Here is a 16,937-nt window from a genome sequence, read left to right as displayed (position 1 = left end):
CATGGCTGTCGAAACCACTACCAGGGCAAAGCTGCGCTGGGGTCTGCTCGACGTCCTCGTGGTCGTCTTCGCGCTGGTCCCGGTGCTGTGGATCGCGTCGCTGTCGTTCAAGACGCCGGCCACCCTCACCGACGGGAACTTCATCCCCCGGGAGTGGACGCTGGACAACTACCGGACCATCTTCGACACCGACCAGTTCGTCCGGGCGCTGGTCAACTCGATCGGCATCGCGCTGATCGCCACGCTGATCGCTGTGGTGCTCGGCGCGATGGCCGCGTACGCGATCAGCCGACTGGACTTCCCCGGTAAGAAGCTGCTGGTCGGCGTTTCCCTGCTGATCGCGATGTTCCCGCAGGTGTCACTGGTGTCGCCGCTGTTCGAGATCGAGCGTCAGCTCAAGATCTTCGACACCTGGCTGGGGCTGATCCTGCCGTACATCACCTTCGCGTTGCCGCTGGCGATCTACACGCTGTCGGCGTTCTTCAAGCAGATCCCGTGGGATCTGGAGAAGGCCGCGAAGATGGACGGCGCCACCCAGGGGCAGGCGTTCCGGCGGGTGATCGCGCCACTGGCCGCGCCCGGGCTGTTCACCACGGCGATTCTGGTCTTCATCTTCTGCTGGAACGACTTCCTGTTCGCCATCTCGCTGACCTCGACCGAGCGGTCCCGCACGGTGCCGGCCGCGTTGTCGTTCTTCACCGGCGCGTCGCAGTTCGAGGACCCCACCGGGGCGATCTGTGCCGCCGCCGTGGTGATCACCGTTCCGATCATCCTGTTCGTTCTCTTCTTCCAGCGTCGCATCGTGTCCGGCCTGACCTCCGGCGCGGTAAAGGGATAGGTGGGTAGTCATGGCTGACATCGTGCTGGACAAGGTGAGCAAGAGCTTCCCGGACGGGACCGTCGCCGTGCAGGACGTCGACCTGGAGATCGCCGACGGCGAGTTCGTGATCCTGGTCGGGCCCTCGGGCTGCGGCAAGTCCACCACCCTCAACATGATCGCCGGGCTGGAGGACATCAGCTCCGGTGAGCTGCGCATCGCCGGGCAGCGGGTCAACGACAAGGCCCCCCGGGACCGGGACATCGCCATGGTGTTCCAGTCGTACGCGCTGTACCCGAACATGACAGTGCGGGAGAACATGGCGTTCCCGCTGCGGCTGGCGAAACTCGACAAGGAGACCATCGACCGCAAGGTCGACGAGGCGGCGAAGGTGCTGGAGCTGACCTCGCTGCTGGACCGCAAGCCGGCCAACCTCTCCGGTGGCCAGCGTCAGCGGGTGGCGATGGGCCGGGCGATCGTCCGCCAGCCGAAAGCGTTCCTGATGGACGAGCCGTTGTCCAACCTCGACGCCAAGCTGCGGGTGCAGATGCGCACCGTGGTGTCCCGCCTGCAGAAGCAGCTCGGCACCACCACCGTCTACGTCACCCACGACCAGACCGAGGCGATGACCCTCGGCGACCGTGTGGTGATCATGCGCGGGGGCGCGGTGCAGCAGGTCGGGCCGCCGCAGGAGCTGTACGACCACCCGAAGAACCTCTTCGTGGCCGGCTTCATCGGTTCGCCGTCGATGAACTTCCTGCACGCCGCCGTGCAGGACGGCGAGCTGCACACCGCCCTGGGCAAGGTGCCGATCGGTGACCGGGTCCGCCGGGAGTTGGAGTCGGCCGACGCGCCCCGGGAGCTGATCCTCGGCATCCGGCCCGAGCACTTCGAGGACGCCGAACTGGTCGACGACGACACCCGTCGGCGGGGCATGGAGTTCGAGGCGCCGGTGGACATCGTCGAGTCGATGGGCTCGGACAAGTACGTCTACTTCACAGTCGAGGGGGAGAAGGCCAGCGCCGCCGAGCTGGAGGAGTTGGCCGCCGACGCGGGCGCCGCCGACTTCGCCGGTGCCGGCGGCAACCTGGTGACCCGGTTGTCCGCCGAGTCCCCGGTCGCCGAGGGGCAGACGCGGCGGGTCTGGTTCAACCTGGAGAAGATCCACCTGTTCGACCCGGCCAACGGCCGCAACCTGACCCTGCACGAGGGTCGAGCCGCCGGCGCGCTCGCCGACTGACGGCCCTTCTCGCGCCGATCTTGCACTTTCGGCTGTCGATACAGGTGGAAGGCTCCTTGTGTCGGGACAGGAAGTGCAAGATCGGCGCGGCGGGGGCGCGCGGGGCGCGGGCGGGGGCGCGTGCCCTGCGGTGTGGGGGCGGGCGTGGCAAGGTGGTCGCAGGTTTCGTCGTGAAGCGGGGGACGGCATGAACCGACGACTGGCCGCGCTGGCAAACGCGCACGGTGTTTCCACCTGGTACGAGGATTGGCGGCACCGCCGCGTCGCTGTCGCACCGGACACCGTGGTGGGTGTGCTGGGGCTGCTCGGCGTGGACGCCAGCAGCCCGTCGGCGATCGCCGACGCGCTCGCCGCCGCCCGCGCGGTCGACCGGAGCGCCCTGCCGGAGACGGTCGTGCTCACCCAAGGGCGCAGCCGGGCGCTGCCCGGCCCCGGGGTGGTGACCCTGGAGGACGGTGGCCGTCGCGCGGTCGACGGTGAGCTGCCGGCGGACCTGCCGCTGGGTTGGCACCGGCTGGCCTGCGCCGACCGGGAGGTGACACTGGTGGTGGTGCCGCGCCGGCTGCCGGTGCCGCCGTCGAGCTGGGGGTGGATGCTCCAGCTCTACGCGCTCACCTCGGAGCGCTCCTGGGGCATGGGAGACCTCGGTGACCTCGCCGAGTTCACCGGGTGGGCCGGTGACACCGGGGCCGGGCTGGTGCTGCTCAACCCGCTGCACGCGGTCGGGCCGGCGCATCCGGTGGCCACCTCACCGTATTCGCCCGCCAGTCGACGCTTCGTCAACCCGCTGTACCTACGGGTCAGCGACACCGCCGCGTACCGGGCGGCCGACCCGGCCACCCGTGCGGTGGTCGACGCGTTGCGTCCCGACCGCGGGCCCCTGATCGACTACGACGAGGTGTGGGCCGCCAAGCGGCGCGCCCTGGAGTTGCTGCATCCGTACGCCCAGCCGGTGGATCTTGCCGCGGACCCGGCGCTGACCAGCTTCGCCACCTGGTGCGCGCTCGCCGAGCGGCACGGCAACGACTGGCGTGCCTGGCCGGCGGAACTGCACCACCCGGACGCCCCGGCGGTCGCCGAGCAGCGTCGGCGCCTCGCCGACCGGGTCACCTTCCACGCCTGGCTGCAACACCTGTGCGACGAGCAGCTCGACGCCGTCACGGCGGCGGCCCGCTCGGCGGGAATGCCGGTCGGTGTCCTGCACGATCTGGCCGTCGGCATCGACCCGGGCGGCGCGGACGGATGGCAGCTCGCCGACGTGCTGGCCCAGGGCGTGCGGGTCGGCGCGCCACCGGACGACTTCAACCAGCTCGGCCAGGACTGGGGGCTCGCCGCGTGGCGCCCGGACCGGCTCGCCGCCACCGGTTACGCCGCCTACCGGGACATGCTGCGCCGCGTCCTGCGGCACGCGGGTGGCCTGCGGGTCGACCACGTCGCCGGCCTGTGGCGACTGTGGTGGGTGCCGCCGGGCGGCGGCGCCGCCGAGGGCACCTACGTGCGCTACGACGCCGAGGCGATGCTCGGCATCCTCGCGTTGGAGGCGCACCGGGCCGGCGCGGTGGTGGTCGGTGAGGATCTCGGCACGGTCCAACCGGCGGTGACCCGAGGGTTGCGGGGGCGCAACATGCTCGGCTCGACAGTGCTGTGGTTCGCCCGCGACGAGGCCGGTGACTTCGTCCCGCCGGCCCGGTGGCCGCGCAACGCCCTCGCCACCATCTCCACCCACGACCTGCCCACCGCGCCGGGCTTCCTGACCGGTGAGCACGTGCGGGTGCGTGACGAGTTGAAGCTGCTCGGCACCGACGTGGCGGTGGAGCGGGCCCGCGCCGCCGACGATCGGGACCGGCTGCTCACGATGTTGGCTGCCGAGAGACTGCTGCCCGAGCCGGCTGTGGGGTCTGAGTCGGCTGAACCGGCGAAGACGCCCGACGACGGCGAGGTGGTGGTGGCGATGCACGCCGCGCTCGCGGCCAGCCCGACCCGGCTGGTCGGCGTCTCCCTCTACGACGTGCTGGGTGAGGTGCGCCAACCCAACATGCCGGGCACTGTGGACGAGTACCCGAACTGGCGGCTGCCGCTGCCGGCCAGCGTGGCGCAGATCCGCGCGGACCCCCGGGTGACCCGGATCGTCGACCTGCTCAGCGCCGCCCGCCCACGACCGGCCGACCCGGCACCACCGGAGCAGTGACGCCGCCGGGTCAGGTCAACCAGTCGTAGCGGGCCGGCAGCCCGAGGAAGGCGGCGTAGCGCCCGAGCGCCTGCTCCACCCGGGCCCGTGCGGCGGCGTCGAGCGTGGTGAGCGGCTGGATCGTCACGGTGACCGCGGTGCGGCCGACCTTGCGCTTCCACACGCCCACCACCCGACCGGCGCGGACCACTGTGGCCTGGAAGATGCCGTTGTTGCCCGGCACGACGGCCGCCTGGTGGGCGGGGTCGAGCATCAACGTGCGGTCCCGGAAGCCGAGCAGATACTCGTCGAAGCCGGGCAGCGCCAACACGTCGTCCGGCGCGGTGCGTGGCGCGTCGGCCACTGCCGCGTCGACGTACATCGGAGTGCCGTCGACGCGTACCGTGCTCAGCGCGTCGTCGGCGGCGGCCAGGCCGCGCCGGGCGTCGGTCAGGGTGAGGCCGCTCCACCCGGCGAACTCGCGGTCGGTGACCGGGCCGTGCCCGCGAACGTAGCGGTGGGCGAGCAGAGCCAGCGCCTCGTCCCGCTCCAGCCGGTGGGACGTGGGTGCCCACTCGTCGAGCAGGGCGAAGGTCTGCTCGGTGCCGACGTTCGGCGCCACGCACGTCACGCCGCGAACGCTCGCATACCACAGCAGGTGGTAGCCACGCTGCCCGTCGGTGCCCAGGCCGGCCGCCCGCAGGGTGGCCAGGCACTGCGCGCGGGTGAGTCGCCCGCCGCCGGCCAACGCGGTGCCGAGCACCTCCACCGCCCGGTCCGCGTCGGCCTCGGTGAGCCCGAGCTGCGCCCGCCGGGTCGCCACGCCGGCCAGGGATCGTACGCCGGTCAGCTCCAGCATCCAGCGGGCGTCGGCGGACGGGACGAGGTGCACGGTGCCCCGCATCGGCCAGGTCCGCAGCGCCTCACGCCGCTCCAACGCCGCCTGCACGTCGGCCACACTGCGACCGGGTAGCCGGGCGCCCAGCGACCACAGCCCGCTGGCCAGATCCTGTGCCTGCATCGCGCCGAACCACTCGACCACCTCGGCGACGGTGCCGGGTCGGATGCTCGGGTGTGGGCGCAGCAGCAGGCTGGTCATCCGCAGCGCCAGCGCGTCGGCCGCGCTGAGGTCGACAGGCATCGGGCGCTCCTTTTCGTGGCCGGGCGGCCAGCCTAGGGCCGACCACCGACACTCCTGCTGGTGGGAGGCGTAACGGCGGTCGTCGGGGGAATGCCCTCGCCGCAAGTACGCGCGCCGCGCGTACGGAAGGGAATCTCATGACTGCCGCAAGCGAGCCGGCGCGGGGCGCCGGCGTAACGGCCGGATCCCGCGGCCATCGGGGGGACACCCGCGCGAAGACGAGCGCCGCGGCGACCTTCGCCCTGGTGTTCGGAGTGGCTGGTCTGTTCAGCGTGTTGACGGCGATCCTCGCCTGGCTGGGGTTGGTCCTCGGCATCATCGGGATCATCCTCGGCATCGTCGGCCTCAAGATGGCGCGCCGACCCGGGGTCACCGGTCGCGGCGTGTCGATCGGCGGCCTGGTGCTCAGCATCCTGGCCGTGCTGATCGGGCTCGGTCTGGCCGCGGGCATCACCACGTTCGTCAACAACGAGAACGCTGTGGACCGCCTGCAGACCCAGGTCGACAAGCTACGCGACAAGCTCGACTGACCCGCGCGTGCCGGTCTGGGCCGGCCAGCCACCCGTCCCTGCCGGCCACAGTAGGGTGGGCGGCGTGCTCCGCCAGGTCACCGCGATCCGATACGTCACCCCGCTGCGCGAGGGTGGGTCACTGCCGGGCGTGGTGGAGGCCGACGACCTCGGCACCTACGTGGCGAAGTTCCGAGGCGCCGGGCAGGGGCCCAAGGCGCTGATCGCCGAGGTGATCTGCGGTGAGCTGGCGCGCCGGCTGGGGTTGCGGGTGCCGCCGCTGGTGGTCCTCGACATCGACCCGGTGATCGGGCGGGCCGAGCCCGACCAGGAGGTGCAGGAGCTGCTGCGCAACAGCGGCGGCGCCAACCTCGGGATGGACTTCCTGCCCGGGGCGCTGGGCTTCGACCCGGTGGCGCACCCCGTCGACCCGGCGCTGGCCTCCCGGGTGCTCTGGTTCGACGCGTACGTGGAGAACGTCGACCGGAGTTGGCGCAATCCGAACCTGCTCGTCTGGCACCGGGAGCTGTGGTTGATCGACCACGGCGCCTCGCTGTACTTCCACCACAACTGGCCACGCGCCGAGGCCGCTGTGCACCGGGCCTACCGCGCGGAGGACCACGTGCTGGCGCCGTACGCGTCGCGGCTGGCCGAGGCCGACGCCGAGCTGGCCCCCCAGGTCACCCCGGAGCTGCTCACCGAGGTGCTGGCCCTGGTGCCGGGGGAGTGGTTGACCGCCGCCGACTTCGAGACGGCCGACGCGGCGCGCGACGCGTACCTGAATCACCTGTCCCGCCGGGTCGCCCGCACGGCCGACTGGCTGCCATCGGGGAGCGGGGCATGAGGCAACCCTTCGAGTACGCGCTGATCCGGCTCGTGCCCCGCATCGAGCGCGGTGAGCAGATCAACGTCGGGGTGTTGCTCTACTGCCAGCAGCGCGACTTCCTGGCCGCGCGGACGCACCTGGACGCCGACCGGGTTCGCGCGCTGGCGCCCGACGTCGACCTGCCGGCGGTGGCCGCGGTGCTCGACTCCTGGGACCGGACCTGCTCCGGTGACGGGCCGGCGACCCGGATGCGCCTCGGTGAGCGGTTCCACTGGTTGGCCGCGCCGCGTAGCACGATGATCCAGACGGGGCCGGTGCACACCGGTCTCACCGTCGACCCGGCGGCCGAGCTGGACCGGCTGATGGCGACCCTGGTCCGCTGAGCCGGAGCGGGGCGCGGGGAGCGGTGATCGTCCCCTGATCGCGCTGCGCCAGCGCCGTTGCCGGCGGAGCGCGATCCCCCGTTCAGGTGCCCGGTGCGGGGCGGCGGCTCGATCCCGCCGGCACCGATGGCACCAGGATCGCGGTCCGGGCGCGACGTCGGGCCGGAACGACCGGGAAGTTGCGGAAAACTTGAGCCGGCGGACCGGTAACCGGGAGCGCCGGGGCTGTCGTTAGAGCGGGTCCGCAACGGGTAGTCGCGGGAGCTGATCCGAGACGAGAAGGGGACACTCTGATGGCTGCCCAGACCAAGGTAGCGGTGATCTACTACAGCGCCACCGGCATCACGTACCAGATGGCGCAGGCCGTGTGTGAGGCCGCCGGGGACGCCGGTGCCGACGTGCGCCTGCGCAAGGTGCGCGAGTTGGCGCCGGACGAGGCGATCCGCTCCAACTCCGGCTGGCAGGCGCACCGCCTGGAGACCCAGGACGTGCCCGAGGCGATGGTCGACGACCTGGCCTGGGCCGACGTGGTGATCCTCGGCGCGCCGACCCGGTACGGCATGGTCGCGGCGCAGCTGAAGCAGTTCATCGACACCACCGGCCCGCTGTGGGCCCAGGGCGCGCTGGCCAACAAGGTCTACTCCGCCTTCACCTCGACGGCGACCTCGCACGGGGGTCAGGAGACCACGCTGACCTCGCTCTTCAACGTCTTCTACCACTGGGGCGGTGTGGTGGTCACCCCCGGTTACACCGACACCAGTCAGTTCATCGCCGGCAACCCGTACGGCCCCTCGCACACCAGCAACAACGGGGAGATCGCCCCGGACGCCGTGGCGCTCGGGGCGTGCGCGCTGACCGCCCGGCGCGCCGTGCAGATGGGTGCGGCGCTGAAGGCGGGCCTGGCCGGCTGACGGACGAGGGCGACCGGCGGCGCGGGCGGGGGCTCTCGGCCCGTCCGCGCCGCCGGTCCATCCAGCCCTACCCCCGGGCCGGGGCGACTATGCGCCTCCGCGCGTCGCGGACAGCTCGTCCGGGCGTGGCGCGGGCAGCAGCTCGGTCAACAGCTCGCTGAGCACGGCGAGCCCGTCCGGGCTGAGCACCGACTCCGCGTGGAACTGCACCCCGGCGAAGCCGTGTCCCCGCAGCGCGTGCACGGCGCCGTCGTCCGGGTCCCGGGCCAGCTCCACCGGCCCGTACGCGGTGGTCAGCCGGTCGGCGTCGGAGCGGGCGGTGAACGTCGAGTAGAACCCGACCCGGCGGGTCCGGCCGAACAGCGGCACCTCCCGCTGCAACCCCTGGTAGGGCGCGTCCCTGCGGTGCAGCGTCAGCCCCAGCAGCCCGGCCAGCACCTGATGGCCGAGGCAGACCGCGAGGGTCGGACGGCCGGTGGCCAGCAGCCCGGTCAGCAGCTTCCGCAGCGCCAGCATCTTCGGCTCGTCCGTGCTGCCCGGGTCGCCCGGTCCGGGACCGGCGACCACCAGGTCGTAGTCGTCGACCGGGCCGCTCGCGTGCCAGGGGAGGGTGGTCACCGCGAGACCCAACGCGCTCAGTTGGTGGGCCAGCATTCCGGTGAAGGTGTCCTCGGCGTCCACGATCAACACCCGGCGGCCGACCAGCCCGGGCAGTCCGGGCGCGTCCGGTGACCGCTGATCCAGCCAGAATCGCGCCAGCGGCGCGTTGCGGGCGGCCAGCGCGTCGCGTACCGCCGGGTCGTCGGCCAGGCGCGCGACCGGCCCGCGGTCGCCGACGGACGCCGCCGGCCCGAGGCCGAGCGCGGCCAGCACCCCGGCGGCCTTGGCGTGCGTCTCGGCCACCTCGCCGGCCGCCGTCGAGTGCCGGACCAGGGTCGCACCGACCGGCACCCGCAGTCGGCCGGTGGGGGAGATCTCGGCGGTCCGGATCAGGATCGGGGCGTCGAGCGTCTGCCGGCCGCCCTCGTCGTGGCCGAGTAGTGCCAGCACGCCCCCGTAGTAGCCCCGGCCCCGGCGTTCGTGTCGGGCGATCACCCGGCAGGCGTTCTCGATCGGGCTGCCGGTGACGGTGGGGGCGAACATCGTCTCGCGCAGCACCTCCCGCACGTCGCGGGTGCCCCGCCCGGCGAGCAGGTACTCGGTGTGCGCCAGGTGCGACATCTCCTTCAGGTACGGGCCGATCACCTGCCCACCGTGCTCGGCGACGGTGGCCATCATCTTCAGCTCCTCGTCGAGCACCATGTACAGCTCTTCGGTCTCCTTCTCATCGGCGAGGAAGCGCAGCAGGGCCGCCCGGTCCGCGACCCCACCGGGGCAGCGGAAGGTGCCGCTGATCGGGTTCATCATCACCAGTCCGTCGTCGACGCTGACGTGGCGCTCCGGGCTGGCTCCGACCAGCGTCCGGGTGCCGGTGTGCACCGCGAACGTCCAGTACGCGCCGCGCTCGGCGACCAGCAGCCGGCGCAGTGCGGCCAGCGCGGCCTTCAGCGGTGGGCCCTGCACTGTGGCGTGCAGGGCGCGGTGGATGACGAAGTTCGCCCCCTCGCCGCGGCCGATCTCCTCGGACAGCACCCGCTGCACGGTCCGCGCGTACTCCTCGTCGCTGACGTCGAAGCCGGCGTCGGTGGTGTGCACCGGTTCGTCGGGCAGCGCGGCGAGGGCGTCGGTGAGCGTGATCCGCTGGTGCTCGCGGACCTGGAGGAACTCCAGCGGGGCGGCGTCGTCGACGCAGGCGAAGCCGCGCTCGGTGATCTGCCGGTACGGCACCAGGGCCAGCGTCCGTGCCCCGGGCGGGCCCGTCGGCAGCGGGAGGTCGGTGAGCTCTTCGACGGTGTCGACTGGGCCGCTGAACAGGTCCAGTTCGTCCGCGCCCTCGCGGCGCAGCAGCGCGAAGGGGCCGGGGTCGACGCCGTGCGCGACGGCGGCGAGCAGGTCGGTCAGGTGGGTCATCGGGGTCTCCGTGGGGCTGGGTGCCGCCGTCGGGCGGCCCTGGAGCCGGGAGATCCGGCGACCGCCTCGATGGCGGCCGCGTGGATGGAGCTACGCGCGGGTGGTGGCCGCCGGGTCGGCGGGCCACCAACTGGTCAACTGCGCGAGCATGTGATCCACCCTACGCGCCCGTCGCCCGGCTGGCACGGGGTAACTTGACCGGCGATGAACATTCTCGCGCTCGACCTGGGCACCTCCTCGGTACGCGGGCTGGTGCTGGACGCGGACACCCAGCCGCTGCCCGGCGCTCTGGCCCGCCGCAAGGTCGACCTCGCCATCGGCGACGACGGCACCGGCACGCTGTCCGGTCCGGACTATCTGGCGAGCCTGGTCGAGTGCCTGGACGAGCTGGCCGACTCGGGGCACCTGCACGACGTCGGCCTGGTGGCGGTCTCCGCCCAGTGGCACTCGGTGCTCCCGCTGGACCGCGGCGGCGCCCCCATGGGCCCGGTGGTCACCTGGCTGGACACCCGGCCCGCCCCGGTCGGGCGCACCGCCGGCCCGGCCGACCCGGACGGCTTCCACCAGCGCACCGGCTGCTGGTGGCACCGTTCGTACTGGTCGATGCGGTTGCCCTGGGTGCGCGAGCAGTCCGGCACCCCGATCGCCCGGTTCGTCGGTCTGCCCGAGTACGTGCTGGGCGAACTGCTCGACACGGCGCCCATGTCGATCTCCCAGGCCTCCGGGACCGGTCTGCTGGACCTGCGCACCCTGCGCTGGGACGAGGAGGCGCTGACGCTGGCCGAGGCGCGACCGGAGGAGCTGCCGCCGCTGGGCGAGCTGGACTGGCACGGCCGGCTCCGGGTCGACCTGGCCCGTCGGTGGCCGCAGTTGGCGCAGGCCCGGTGGACGCCGCCGGTGGGCGACGGTGGGGCGTCGAACGTCGGCTCCGGCTGCGTCGACCCGAGCCGGGCCGCCGTCACAGTGGGCACCTCCGCGGCAGTACGGCTGATGCAGCGGATCCCGGCGGGCGAGCCGATGCCGCGCCTGCCCGAACGGCTGTGGCGTTACCGGGTCGACCACGACCACGTGGTGACCGGGGCCGCGTACGCCAACGGCGGCAACCTCTTCGCCTGGGCGGACCGGGAGCTGCGGTTGCCCCGGGGTGCCGAGCTGGACGCGGCGCTGGCGCTGGTGCCGACGGGCGGTGGCCGGCCGGCGGATCCCCGCTTCGGTGGCGACCGGGCGCCCGGGCTGGCGCCGGCGGGCAGCGGTGAGCTGCGCGGTCTGAGCTTCAGCACCACCTCGGTCGACATCCTGGCCGGGCTGATGCAGGGGTTGTGTGAGCTGGTCGCCGAGGATCTCGGGGTGCTGGAGTCTACCATCGACAAACCGGTCGGTGTGGTGCTGGGCGGCGGTGCGGTGGCCGCCTCGGTGTGGTGGCGGCAGGCCTTCGCGACCGCGCTCGCACCGCGACCGGTGTCGCATCAACGCAACCCGGAGATCGGCGCCACCGGTGCCGCGTTGGTGGCTCTGGGGCGCTTCGGTGACGCGATCCAGCTCGCCGACATCGGCCGGACGGACGAGCTGGTTTTACCGACCACGGCAGGACGTTCCCACCCGCAGTATCCTTCCTGAACCTCGGCCTCGCCCGGGCCGTTGACAGCGGTACCGAGCCTGGTTGGATGGACTGCGCTCCCCCGACCGCGGTGGACGCGGTAGGACGGAGGAGGCAGGGTGGCGGCAGGTCCCGACCCGGCGAACGGCGCGGTGTCGAACCATCGCCGACGCCGCTTCGATGTCCGAGTCGTTCCGCATCGACGGCGATCGCCGTTCCGGCTGCGCGACTGGCGGATGAGCACGAAGCTCGCCACAGTGCTGCTGGTGCCGTCGATGGCGTTCCTCCTGCTCGCCGGGGTGCAGACCAGCACCCTGGTGGGGCGGACGACGGCGTTGAACGACTTCTCCAGTCAGGTCGGCATCGGCCGGCAGATCACCGCGGCGGTGCACCAGCTCCAGCAGGAGCGGGACCGCTCGGCGGGGGAGCTGGGTGAGCTGCGTAAGGGCGGTGACCGGCAGGCCGCCGCGAACGACCTGAAGCCGTTGCAGGCGGCCACCGACAAGGCCATCGTGGACCTCAGCCGCGCCGCCGAGCCGTTGGCGGACGCGGACGCGTCCTGGCGGGTGGCCTTCTCCGAGGCGCTGGAGGCGTACGACCAGGTGGTCGACATCCGCGCGGCGATTCCGCCGGCGGTGCTCAGCAGCGAGACCATCCTGAGCAACTACCACCGGGCCATCGGGGCGTTGCTCGACCTGCTCGCCGAACCGACGCCGGGGCAGAACCAGCCGGCGTTGAACGACGCGGTGCTGCGCTACGTCCAGTTGGCCCGGGTCAAGGAGCTCTCCTCCCGGGTGCGGGCCCAGCTCTACGCCGCCGCCCGCGTCGGTGCGTACGGCACCGAGGACCGGGTGATCCTCGCCGACCTGCGCGGTCAGCAACTCACCGCGCTCGGCGCGTTCCGGGTGGCCGCGACCAGTGAGCAGATCCGCCGCTACGACGAGACCTCGGTGTCGCCGAATTTCCTGGTCGCCACGGGGTTGGAGGAGCGCAGCCTGTCCTCCGGCGGCGCGTCGCCGCAGGTGCTGCCGTCGGAGCAGTGGTGGTCGGCCAGCCAGCAACGCCAGGAGCTGCTGCGTCAGCTTGAGGCGGGTGTGCTCGACGACGCCGTACGGCAGGCCGAGGAGGCCAGCGACGATCAGCTGCGGACGACCCTGCTGGTCGTCGGCGGGGTGGTCACGGTCCTGCTGGCCGCCCTGCTGATCTCGTTGCTCATCGGGCGGTCGGTCGCCCGGTCGATGCGGATGCTGCGCAGCCAGGCGCTGCGGATCGCCCAGGTCGAGTTGCCGGACGCCCTGGACCGACTGAAGACCGTCACCGGTGGGGTGCCGCGCATCGATGTCGCGCCGGCTGTGGTCCGCTCACTCGACGAGATCGGCGAGCTGGCTGAGGCGTTCGTGGCGGTGCACCGCAGCGCGGTCACGGTCGCCGTCGAGCAGGCGCTGATGCGGCGCAACGTCAACGCGATGTTCGTCAACCTGGCCCGCCGTAGCCAGGTGCTGGTGGAGCGTCAGCTGGAACTGCTGGACGACCTCGAACGCGAGGAGAGCGACCCGGACCAGCTGGAGAACCTGTTCAAGCTCGATCACCTGGCCGCCCGGATGCGCCGTAACGACGAGAGCCTGCTGGTGCTCGCCGGCACCGACTCGACCCGCCGGTGGAACCGGCCGGTCGGGCTCGGTGCGGTGCTGTTGGCCGCCGCCGCGGAGATCGAGCAGTACCAGCGGGTCCGGATCGAGTCGGTTGCCGATGTGCACGTGGTGGGGCACGCCGTCGGCGAGTTGGTGCACCTGCTGGCCGAGCTGCTGGAGAACGCCACTGCCTTCTCCCGTCCGGACACCGTCGTGGTGGTGACCGCCCGGGTCGAGGCGGGGGGTGCGCTGATCGAGATCGTCGACCGGGGTCTGGGTATGAGCCCGACCGCGTTGGTGCAGGCGAACGAGGTGCTGGCCAGCCCTCCGGCCGCGGACGTCGCGGCGGTGGAGCGGATGGGGCTCTTCGTGGTCAGTCACCTCGCGGCCCGGCTGGGCGTCCGCGTGCGGTTGGAGGGCGGTGAGGACGGGCTGGTCGCCCGGCTCGCCCTGCCCGCGGTGCTGCTGGCTCCGGCGGGCACTGTGGAGTTGGATGCGCCCCCGTCGGCCCGGATGCTGGCGTCAAGCGCGGCGCGGGGGTTGGTTCCGCAGCCCGGGGCAGCCCGGCAGGCCGCTGCCCCGATGCCGAACGGCGCGGTGCGGGACCTGCCGGTGGCCGGCCGCCCGCCGGGCGTCGGCGTGCCGCGTCAGGGCCGCCCGGTGCCGGTACGCGCCGAGGACGTGTTGACCCCCGCCGCTGATCGCGGTGCCGGCGGGGGCTGGTATTCGCGGCAGGGCCCGACCGCGCCGGTGGTGCCCGCTGCGGCGGCGCCACCGACGATCCCGGTGACCGCCGGCACCAATGAGCGGGGATTGCCGGTGCGGGTGCCCATGGCGCAGTTGAGCGCGGTCACCCGTTCGGCACAACCGATGACGGCACCGACCCGCACCGACCCGGACCCGGAGGCGGTCGGCGGCATGCTCTCGCGGCTCTACAGCGGAGTACGGCGCGCCGAGGCTGAGGACACCACCGAGATACCCGTGCCACCGTCCGGGGGGCACGACGAAAGGGGACGACGACAGTGACGACGTTGAGCCAGGAGGCGCGTGACCTGAGCTGGCTGGTGAGCGCGTTCGCGGAGCGGGTGCCGGGTGTGGCGCACGCGGTGGTGGTCTCCTCTGACGGGCTGCTGGTGGCGATCTCCGATCACCTGCCGCGTGACAACGCGGACAAGCTCGCCGCGGTGACCTCCGGGCTGATGAGTATCACCGCGGGCGCGGCCTCGATGTTCGACGGCGATGTCGTCAAGCAGACGGTGGTTGAGATGGGCCGTGGCTACTTCCTGGTGATGCAGATCCGCGACGGTTCGATTCTGGCCACGTTGGCCGCCGGTGACGCGGACATCGGCGTCGTGGGCTACGAGATGGCCCGGCTGGCCAAGCAGGCGGGGGAGATGCTCACCCCGGCCCTGCGGGCGGAGTTGCAGCAGGCGCTGCCCCGCTGAGTGAGCCGGCCGAGGCCCGGACGGTCACGGCTCACCCGAGCCGAGCCGTCCGGGCCCGGCCGTCCGGGTGGCGGCGCGGTCAGAAGCCGCCGTCGGCGATGACGGAGCGGTACCAGGTGGCGGAGTTCTTGAGCACCCGACGCTGAGTGGCGTAGTCGACGTAGACCAGGCCCCAGCGCTGGTCGTAGCCCTGGTCCCACTCGAAGTTGTCCAGCAGTGACCAGACGTGGAAGCTCTCCAGCGGCACTCCGTCGGCGATCGCCCGGTGCGCGGCGGTGAGGTGGTCGCGCAGGAAGCTGATCCGGCCGGCGTCCTGGACGGTGTCGTCCGCGCCCAAAGTGTCCGGTGTGGGCAGCCCGTTCTCGGTGATGGTGAGCGGGATCGGCCCGTATTCGCGGGTGATCCGGGTCAGCAGGTCGTACATCCCCTCGGGGTAGATCTGCTGCCATTCGGCCTCGGAGGTCGCCCAGCGGTGCGCGGTGCCGCCGTCGCCGGTGACGTAGATCGGGGTGTAGTACTGCACGGCCAGCAGGTCGACCGGCGCGGAGATGGTCTTCAGGTCGCCGTCGCGGATGCCCTGGACCATCCGGCTCTGCGGGCCCAGGTCGGCCAGCAGGTCCTCCGGGTAGCTGCCCCTGAGCAGGGAGTCGAGATAGAGGCGGTTCTCGTAGGCGTCGTAGAGGTGGGCGGCCGCGGCAGCCTGCGGGGAGTCGTCGGCGGGGTAGCAGGGGTGCAGGTTGAGCGCAGGGCCGATGCGGCTGTCGCTGCCGGTGGCCCGCAGCGCGGCGACGGCGAACCCGTGGGCGAGTTGCAGATGGTGGGCGACCAGGTAGGCGGCGTCCGGGTCCTGTCGCCCGGGGGCGTGGTGGCCGGTGAGGTAGCCGTTCTGCACGACGGTCTTGGGTTCGTTGATGGTGAGCCAGGCGGGCACCCGGTCGCCGAGGGCGCGGAAGACCACGTCGGCGTAGTCGGCGAAGCGGTGGGCGGTGTCGCGTGACTCCCAGCCGCCGGCGTCCTGGAGCGCCTGCGGGAGGTCCCAGTGGAACAGCGTGGCCATCGGGGTGATTCCGCGCTCGTGCAGGCCGTCGAGGAGGCGGCGGTAGAAGTCGAGGCCGCGTTGATTGGGCGTGCCGGTGCCGTCGGGCTGGATCCGGGGCCAGGAGATGGAGAAGCGGTAGCTGCGCAACCCGAGGTCGCGCATGAGGTCGAGGTCCTCGGCGTAGCGGTGATAGTGGTCGATGGCCACGTCGCCGGTGTCGCCGTTGCGGGTGCGCCCTGGGACGCGGCTGAAGGTGTCCCAGACCGACTCGCCGCGCCCGTCCTCCTTGGCGGCGCCCTCGATCTGGTAGGCGGAGGTGGCCGCGCCCCAGCCGAAGTTCTCCGGGAAGCGCAGCGGGCCGGCGGGCCCGATAGGTATCGACATGGATTCTCCTCATGGATACGGGGCCACCGCCGAAAGATTCGGGAGCGCTCCCATGATAGGGCAGACGCTGCCGGCCGGTCAGCCGGCCGTCAGGACGGCCGGCGCTGGCGGGTGGGAGGCGGGTGTGTGGCCCCGGGCAGCGAACGAGGCCGTCCGGGCGGCGCGGCGCGCCTGTCCCGTCGGCCTCTTTTCCTATCGTGTACGGGGGTTTAGTGTGGGGACGGGGGAGGGCAACCCCCGTCCCCACCGTAACTGCACACACACGGGCGGAATTTGGGTCCTGCCGTGCGTGTCGCGCGGGAGCCGGGCCACGCGAGTGGCTCTGGTTCCACCTCCCTCCCTGTGGCGGGACGATGGCTGACGACGGCGTCCGGGCTGGCCCGTCGTCGGCCCTCGGTCTGGTTCCCTGGGCTCGTCAGGAACGACCCCAGCGATCTTCTTGTTGGAACCTTGTCGATGGAAGCGCTCCCATCGACCGATGTTGCGACTGTAACGCCCGTCACGCCTTTGTGAAAGACCCAAAACGAGATCGAAACAAGGAGCTGATCCAGCGCCCCGTTCGCTTGTTGTGGGAGCGCTTCCATGGCACACTGTCGATTCGACGCGACAGGAGCCACATCGCGTAGTGCGGGTCCACCGAGGGCAACCGGCAGCACCAGCTCCGGTCACGGTCACCCGAGCGCAGCCGGCGGGACCCCCTCCCGTGCGGGCCGCACGCCCTACCCCGGCCGGGCCCGGGGAAGACCACCTTCCCGGCGCCTCGACATCCCCGCGGACCACCACCACCCTCGCGGGCAGGCGCCTCGCCGGGGACCATCCCGGCCTGGTCCGAGGAGA

The 16,937-nt window shown here is 72.3% G+C and carries 13 protein-coding genes; 10 read left to right on the top strand and 3 right to left on the bottom strand.

The features are described from left to right. Window position 1: 1 nt before the first annotated feature. The 3 genes from MED15_RS13990 to malQ all read left to right on the top strand — a co-directional run bounded on the left by MED15_RS13990 (window position 2) and on the right by malQ (window position 4,245). On the top strand, window positions 2–838 hold the full coding sequence (locus MED15_RS13990) for a carbohydrate ABC transporter permease (RefSeq protein WP_091404101.1): 837 nt from the start codon (window positions 2–4) through the stop codon (window positions 836–838). A 10-nt stretch (window positions 839–848) separates the two neighbouring features. Continuing rightward, window positions 849–2,057 (top strand): ABC transporter ATP-binding protein, encoded by a 1,209-nt coding sequence (locus tag MED15_RS13985; protein ID WP_091404103.1) that lies wholly within the window; start codon window positions 849–851, stop codon window positions 2,055–2,057. 187 nt (window positions 2,058–2,244) lie between these two features. Then, entirely contained in the window at window positions 2,245–4,245 is a 2,001-nt protein-coding gene (malQ, locus tag MED15_RS13980) for a 4-alpha-glucanotransferase (protein ID WP_112735861.1), read from the top strand. Between the two features lie 10 nt (window positions 4,246–4,255). Here the strand turns inward: malQ and MED15_RS13975 are convergent, their stop codons facing one another. Then, complete coding sequence (locus MED15_RS13975) at window positions 4,256–5,365, bottom strand: winged helix DNA-binding domain-containing protein (RefSeq protein WP_112602331.1); 1,110 nt, start codon at window positions 5,363–5,365, stop codon at window positions 4,256–4,258. Between the two features lie 137 nt (window positions 5,366–5,502). On the opposite strand from MED15_RS13975, the gene MED15_RS13970 reads away from it, so the two are divergent. The 4 genes from MED15_RS13970 (at window position 5,503) to wrbA (ending at window position 7,994) form a co-directional block, all read left to right on the top strand. Beyond that, entirely contained in the window at window positions 5,503–5,895 is a 393-nt protein-coding gene (locus MED15_RS13970) for a hypothetical protein (protein ID WP_091404114.1), read from the top strand. Between the two features lie 64 nt (window positions 5,896–5,959). Next, the gene (locus MED15_RS13965) at window positions 5,960–6,718 is read left to right on the top strand and encodes a HipA family kinase (RefSeq protein WP_112583311.1); all 759 of its coding nucleotides are present in this window, start codon (window positions 5,960–5,962) and stop codon (window positions 6,716–6,718) included. Further along, on the top strand, window positions 6,715–7,083 hold the full coding sequence (locus MED15_RS13960; RefSeq protein WP_091404117.1) for a DUF3037 domain-containing protein: 369 nt from the start codon (window positions 6,715–6,717) through the stop codon (window positions 7,081–7,083). The genes MED15_RS13965 and MED15_RS13960 overlap by 4 nt, the downstream gene beginning before the upstream one ends. A gap of 293 nt (window positions 7,084–7,376) precedes the next feature. After that, complete coding sequence (wrbA, locus tag MED15_RS13955) at window positions 7,377–7,994, top strand: NAD(P)H:quinone oxidoreductase (RefSeq protein ID WP_112583030.1); 618 nt, start codon at window positions 7,377–7,379, stop codon at window positions 7,992–7,994. 87 nt (window positions 7,995–8,081) lie between these two features. Here the strand turns inward: wrbA and MED15_RS13950 are convergent, their stop codons facing one another. Beyond that, window positions 8,082–10,004 carry an anthranilate synthase family protein gene (locus MED15_RS13950; protein ID WP_112726874.1) on the bottom strand — a complete coding sequence of 641 codons (1,923 nt, stop codon included), beginning with the start codon at window positions 10,002–10,004 and terminating at the stop codon, window positions 8,082–8,084. Between the two features lie 204 nt (window positions 10,005–10,208). On the opposite strand from MED15_RS13950, the gene MED15_RS13945 reads away from it, so the two are divergent. The 3 genes from MED15_RS13945 to MED15_RS13935 all read left to right on the top strand — a co-directional run bounded on the left by MED15_RS13945 (window position 10,209) and on the right by MED15_RS13935 (window position 14,677). Then, window positions 10,209–11,621, top strand: coding sequence for an FGGY family carbohydrate kinase (locus MED15_RS13945; RefSeq protein WP_112726875.1), 1,413 nt, complete (start codon window positions 10,209–10,211; stop codon window positions 11,619–11,621). A 99-nt stretch (window positions 11,622–11,720) separates the two neighbouring features. Next, on the top strand, window positions 11,721–14,258 hold the full coding sequence (locus MED15_RS13940; protein WP_181518531.1) for a sensor histidine kinase: 2,538 nt from the start codon (window positions 11,721–11,723) through the stop codon (window positions 14,256–14,258). Next, the gene (locus MED15_RS13935) at window positions 14,255–14,677 is read left to right on the top strand and encodes a roadblock/LC7 domain-containing protein (RefSeq protein WP_088988684.1); all 423 of its coding nucleotides are present in this window, start codon (window positions 14,255–14,257) and stop codon (window positions 14,675–14,677) included. The genes MED15_RS13940 and MED15_RS13935 overlap by 4 nt, the downstream gene beginning before the upstream one ends. A 79-nt stretch (window positions 14,678–14,756) precedes the next feature. Here the strand turns inward: MED15_RS13935 and MED15_RS13930 are convergent, their stop codons facing one another. Then, window positions 14,757–16,100: a GH1 family beta-glucosidase gene (locus MED15_RS13930; RefSeq protein ID WP_112602328.1), complete on the bottom strand. Its 1,344-nt coding sequence runs from the start codon at window positions 16,098–16,100 to the stop codon at window positions 14,757–14,759. Window positions 16,101–16,937 lie beyond the last annotated feature (837 nt).

Origin of the sequence: Micromonospora noduli (assembly GCF_003264475.1) — a bacterium.
In the GTDB taxonomy this organism is placed as follows: domain Bacteria; phylum Actinomycetota; class Actinomycetes; order Mycobacteriales; family Micromonosporaceae; genus Micromonospora; species Micromonospora noduli.
This window is presented reverse-complemented; position numbering and strand designations above follow the sequence as displayed.